At 42.3% G+C, this 1,995-nt stretch carries 1 protein-coding gene; it reads right to left on the bottom strand.

What is annotated here, in order from left to right; all coding sequences use genetic code 11:
- Positions 1-1,995, bottom strand: a 1,995-nt coding sequence (locus GJU32_RS23290; protein WP_230875133.1) for a toxin Cry1Ac domain D-VI-related protein, incomplete at both ends; no start/stop codon positions are given.

Raw genomic sequence — 1,995 nt, 5'->3', positions numbered from 1 at the left:
ACCTGCTGGCAGTTTGTCAATTGCCTCTTGTGCCTCATCAATCGCTGCTTGATTCGCTGTATCTTTTAGTTTGTTAAAGCTGCCATCTGTGAATAGATCTTCTGCTTTGTTTTTCGCATCAGCTAAGTCTATTTCACCTTGTCCTTGTTGGTTCAGTAAATCTTGCGCAGCTTCTACTAAACCTTGTAGACGGTCTTTTTCTGAACCTGCTGGCAGTTTGTCAATTGCCTCTTGTGCCTCATCGATCGCTGTTTGATTGGTTGTATCTTTCAGCTTATCAAAGTTACCATCTGTGAACAGACCTTCTGCTTTGTTTTTCGCATCTGCTAAGTCTAGTTCACCTTGTCCTTGTTGATTCAGTAAGTCTTGCGCAGCCTCTACTAAACCTTGTAAACGATCTTTTTCTGAACCTGCTGGTAATTTACTCACTGCACTTTGTGCTTCATCGATCGCTGTTTGATTGGTTGTACCTTTCAGCTTGTTAAAGTTGCTATCTGTGAATAATCCTTCTGCTTTGCTTTTCGCATCGGCTAAGTCTAGTTCACCTTGTCCTTGTTGGTTCAGTAAATCTTGCGCAGCTTCTACTAAACCTTGTAGACGGTCTTTTTCTGAACCTGCTGGCAGTTTGTCAATTGCCTCTTGTGCCTCATCAATCGCTGCTTGATTCGCTGTATCTTTTAGTTTGTTAAAGCTGCCATCTGTGAATAGACCTTCTGCTTTGTTTTTCGCATCTGCTAAGTCTTGTTCCCCTTGCCCTTGTTGATTCAGTAAATCTTGCGCAGCTTCTACTAAACCTTGTAGACGGTCTTTTTCTGGACTTGCTGGCAATTTACTCACTGCACTTTGCGCCTCATCAATCGCTGTTTGATTTGTTGTATCTTTCAGTTTGTTAAAGCTGCCATCTGTGAACAGACCTTCTGCTTTGTTTTTCGCATCTGCTAAGTCTTGTTCCCCTTGTCCTTGTTGATTCAGTAAATCTTGCGCAGCTTCTACTAAACCTTGTAGACGGTCTTTTTCTGAACCTGCTGGCAGTTTGTCAATTGCCTCTTGTGCCTCATCAATCGCTGCTTGATTCGCTGTATCTTTTAGTTTGTTAAAGCTGCTATCTGTGAATAGACCTTCCGCTTTGCTTTTCGCATCGGCTAAGTCTTTATCCGCTTGTCCTTGTTGATTCAGTAAATCTTGCGCAGCTCCTACTAAACCTTGTAGACGGTTTTTTTCTGGACTTGCTGGCAATTTACTTACTGCACTTTGCGCCGCATCAATCGCTGCTTGATTTGTTGTACCTTTCAGCTTGTTAAAGTTGCTATCTGTGAATAGACCTTCCGCTTTGCTTTTCGCATCGGCTAAATCTTTATCTGCTTGTCCTTGTTGATTCAGTAAGTTTTGGGCATTATTCACTAGACCTTGTAGGCGCGTTTTTTCTGTACCTGCTGGGAGTTTATTCACCGCACTTTGTGCCTCACTGATAGCTATTTGATTTGTTGTACCTTTCAGCTTGTTAAAGTTGCTATCTGTGAATAGACCTTCTGCTTTGCTTTTCGCATCGGCTAAGTCTTTATCTGCTTGTCCTTGTTGATTCAGTAAGTTTTGGGCATTATTCACTAGGCCTTGTAGACGCGTTTTTTCTGTACCTGCTGGGAGTTTATTCACTGCATTTTGTGCCGCATCGATGGCTGCTTGATTTGTTGTACCTTTCAGCTTGTTAAAGTTGCTGTCTGTGAATAGACCTTCCGCTTTGCTTTTCGCATCGGCTAAGTCTTTATCCGCTTGTATTTGTTGATTCAGTAAACCTTGGGCATTATTCACTAGGCCTTGTAGACGCGTTTTTTCTGTACCTGCTGGTAGTTTATTCACTGCACTTTGTGCCGCATCGATGGCTGCTTGATTTGTTGTACCTTTCAGCTTGTTAAAGTTGCTGTCTGTGAATAGACCTTCCGCTTTGCTTTTCGCATCGGCTAAGTCTTTATCCGCTTGTATTTGTTGATTCAGTAA

This window comes from Lysinibacillus cavernae (assembly GCF_009724685.1).
Taxonomy (GTDB): Bacteria; Bacillota; Bacilli; order Bacillales_A; family Planococcaceae; genus Lysinibacillus; species Lysinibacillus cavernae.
Note: the sequence above shows the minus strand (reverse complement) of the source record. Positions and strands in the feature narration are given on the sequence as shown.